Annotated in this window: 4 protein-coding genes; 3 read left to right on the plus strand and 1 reads right to left on the minus strand. The window is 27.9% G+C overall.

The annotated features are described in order from the left end of the window. Positions 1-253, plus strand: a 253-nt coding sequence (locus E6248_RS14115) for an ATP cone domain-containing protein (RefSeq protein ID WP_316341423.1), incomplete at its 5' end; no start/stop codon positions are given. A 66-nt stretch (positions 254-319) separates the two neighbouring features. Next, positions 320-1,132, plus strand: a complete 813-nt coding sequence (gene yidA / locus E6248_RS14120) for a sugar-phosphatase (RefSeq protein ID WP_316341424.1) — start codon at positions 320-322, stop codon at positions 1,130-1,132. Between the two features lie 49 nt (positions 1,133-1,181). On the opposite strand, the gene E6248_RS14125 is transcribed toward yidA, so the two are convergent. Next, positions 1,182-1,796, minus strand: a complete 615-nt coding sequence (locus tag E6248_RS14125) for a PH domain-containing protein (protein ID WP_316341425.1) — start codon at positions 1,794-1,796, stop codon at positions 1,182-1,184. Positions 1,797-2,042: 246 nt separating this feature from the next. On the opposite strand from E6248_RS14125, the gene asnB reads away from it, so the two are divergent. Further along, positions 2,043-3,881, plus strand: coding sequence for an asparagine synthase (glutamine-hydrolyzing) (gene asnB, locus E6248_RS14130; protein WP_316341426.1), 1,839 nt, complete (start codon positions 2,043-2,045; stop codon positions 3,879-3,881). Positions 3,882-4,004: the final 123 nt, after the last annotated feature.

Consider the following 4,004-nt stretch of genomic DNA (forward strand, 5'->3'; position numbering starts at 1 on the left):
AGATGGAAGAATAGAAGAGTTTAATATTAAAAAAGTTAAAACAAGCATTGAAAATGCAGCTAGAGATAGTGAAAGTATGCTAAATGAATCTGACCTAAATATAATTACATCTGATATTGAAAATACTTTGTTAAAGATTAGAAAAGATACTTTAATAACCTCAAGTTATGAAGTTATTGGGGTTATTTTTGAAATTTTAAAAAGAGATGGATTTAACGGTGTGCTAAAATCTTATGTAGAGTTTGGCAAATAAACTAGATACTATCCTTTTATGTGATATAATTGAAAGGAAAATTCGTATTTACAAATGGAGGATTATATGTATAAGTTAGTTGCTATTGATATGGATGGTACTTTGTTAAGATCAGATAAAACTATATCTGACAGAACAAAAAAAGCAATAAAAGATGCTAGAGATAAGGGAGTAACTGTTGTATTAGCTACGGGAAGGCCAATTGAAGGTGTTTCAAGATATTTAGAAGAATTAGATATGTACACTGATAAGGACTATGTATTAAGTTATAATGGTGCTTTTGTTCAAAAAACTTCAACTAAAGATGTAATAGCTAAAATTGCATTAAAGGGTGAAGATTTTCATTATTTAAGAAGTATTAGTGATAATCTTGGAGTAAATATTCATGCTTTTTCAGAAAAATATGGATTAGTAACTCCGAAAAATAGCACTTATACTGAACTTGAAGCAAATCTTAATAAGATTGATATAAATGAAATGGACATATCTGTTATAAAAGATGATGAAGTAATAGTAAAGATAATGATGATAGATGAAGAGGATGTATTAACTGAAGCTATAGAAAAATTACCTAAGGAATTATATGATAAATATACAGTAGTAAGAAGTTCACCTCACTTCTTAGAGTTTCTACACAAGGAAGCTAATAAAGGAATTGGTGTAGAACTTTTAGCTAAGCATTTAGGAGTTAAGAGAGAAGAAGTCATTACTTTAGGAGATGCAGGAAATGATCTTCATATGATTGAATATGCAGGACTAGGTGTTGCAATGGAGAATGCCTTCGATGAGGTTAAGGCTGTAGCAAATTATATTACTGATAGTAATGATAATGATGGAGTTGCAAAAGTAATAGAGAAGTTTATTTTAGAAAATAAATAAAAGTATATTATTAATATTTAACTAAAAAGGGGCTGTAAAAAGCCCCTTTTTAGTTATTTATATATTTTTTAAAGATATCTGTAAAATCCTTTTTTATATATTTTTCTCTAGAAGATTCTATCCAATTAAATGAATATTCATTTATTTCCTTAAATATTTCACTTAAGTTACCATTCTCTAATTTTTGGCTACCGCAAGCATTAACGGCCATTTCTAAAGTTTCTTGCGATTTATTTAGCATAATATTATTACTTGTAGAGATGTGTTCTATTTTTATTAATGTTTTATAAATATCTTTTAAATGTTCAATTTCATTTTTATCAACATCTATAGAAAAAGATATTTCGTCTATAAAGAATTTTAATTCACAGTCTAAATCTACAGTTCCAGCAGTTTCAATAGCGATGTTTGAAAAGTCATGCTTATAATAATCATATCTTTTAACCAATCTTTTTTTACTTATTGCAGAAGTTCCATCTACATGTATAAGTGATAAATTAGTAAAGCAATATTCATCTGTTCTAGATTTAATCAAGAAAAATATCTTTTCATCATCTTCGTGCATAATATAATCATCTGCATCAGCTTTGTTATAGTCTTTAGGACTAATAATTTTTCCGATATCACTTAAGCCAAGTGCATCAGAGGCAAATTTTTTTAACATATAAAATCATTTCTCCTTTTATAACATGATAATTAAATTATATATTACATTGGAAAATATTACCATAAGAACATTGTTGTATGTGAATTATATTGAAAGCTAAATGATAAATAGGTATATAAAGTAATTAACGTATTTTATTAATGATAGGTAACATAGAGTTTTACTCTTGATTATAAATTTATCACTCTTGGGAAAAGTAAAACATATAAATATAACTATAGAAATTCAGAAAGAAGGATGAAGATGTGCGGAATAACAGGCTTTGTTAATTTTAAAAAGAATATAGATGATGAACTTGGAACTTTAAAAGTAATGACTGATACTTTAAGTTTAAGAGGGCCTAATTCTGAAGGAAGCTACGTATCTAATAATGTTATGTTTGGTCATAGAAGATTAATAGTTGTAGATCCTGAGGGTGGAATTCAGCCTATGAAAAGGAGTATTGATAATAGGGAGTATGTATTAGTATATAATGGAGAATTATATAATACAGAGGATTTAAGAAAAGAATTAATTAATGATGGCTTTAAGTTTGAAGGATATTCAGATACAGAGGTTTTATTGCTTTCCTATATTCGATGGGGAATAGCTGCTATAGAAAAGTTTAACGGTATATTTGCTTTTGCTATATATGATAAGGAAAAGAATCAAGTAGTTTTAGCTAGAGATGCAATGGGAGTAAAACCTTTATTTTATAGTTTTAAAAATGAAACATTAATATTTGGTTCAGAAATTAAGGCATTACTTAATCACCCATTAGTTAAGTCTATAGTAGATAAGGATGGATTAACTGAGTTATTTGCATTGGGACCAGCAATAACCCCAGGAAAAACTTATTTTAAAAATATTGAAGAGGTTAAGCCTGGTGAATATTTAGTTTTAAATAATGACGGTATAAAAAAAGGGATATATTGGAGACTTGAAGCTAAGGAATTTAATGAAAGTGAAGAAGAGGCTGTAGAGCATGTAAGAGAGTTACTTATAGATGCTATAAAAAGACAGTTAGTTGGAGATGTTCCTGTATGTACATTCTTGTCAGGAGGGTTAGATTCATCAGCAATTTCAGCTATTGCAGCTTCAGAATTTAAAAAGAAGAATAAACAGCTTACTACATTTTCTATTGAATATGAGGACAATGAGAAATACTTTAAATCATCTTTATTTCAACCAACTTCAGATAAGTATTATGCTGAAGTTATGAGTAAGTTTATTGGTAGTAATCATAGAAATGTAATTCTAAATCATGAAGATTTAGTTAATGCATTAGATGAAGCTTTAATTGGTAGAGATTCTCCAGGTATGGCAGATGTGGATTCTTCTTTATACCTATTTTGTAAGGAAGTAAAGAAAGACTTCGTAGTATCATTATCAGGAGAATGTGCAGATGAATTATTTGCAGGATATCCATGGTTTACTAATGAAGATATGATATGGAGTAACACCTTCCCATGGTCAAGATTTATAAAAGACAGAAGAGCTATATTAAGTCCAGAGCTAAAGAGTTTAAAAATAGAAGAAGCAGCAGATAGCGCATATAGAAATACTTTAAGTGAAGTCCCTCACTTAGATAATGAAAGTCCTTTAGAATATAGGATGAGAGAGTTATTTTACTTAAACTTAAGATGGTTTATGCTTAATTTATTAAATAGAAAAGATAGAATGAGTATGGCAAATAGCTTAGAAGTAAGGGTGCCTTTTGCTGATTATAAAATAGTTGAATATGCTTTTAATATTCCTAATAATATTAAACTTCTTAATGGAAGAGAAAAGGGATTATTAAGAAAGTCTTTAGAAGGAATACTTCCTGAAGAAATAATATATAGAAAGAAGAGTCCATATCCTAAGACTCATAATCCTATATACACTGACATGGTATGTAATAAGATGAATAGCATATTAAGTGATAATTCTTCACCTATACTAGATTTAATTGATAGGAAGACTGTTAAGAGTATTGTAGACACTAAGGGAGAATCTTATAAGACACCTTGGTATGGTCAACTTATGACAGGTCCACAAATGATAGCTTATTTAATTCAAATTAATAATTGGCTAAAGTATTACAAAGTAGAAATTAAATAAAAAATCATAAAAGCTGTATCATATTGAATATTTTATTTAGTATGATACAGCTATATTTTTTAGATCAAAATTAATTTTATAGAAGATAAATGATTTTTTTATTAGTTTCTACAATGACTTTAG

This window comes from Clostridium sp. (assembly GCF_032552055.1).
Taxonomy (GTDB): domain Bacteria; phylum Bacillota; class Clostridia; order Clostridiales; family Clostridiaceae; genus Clostridium.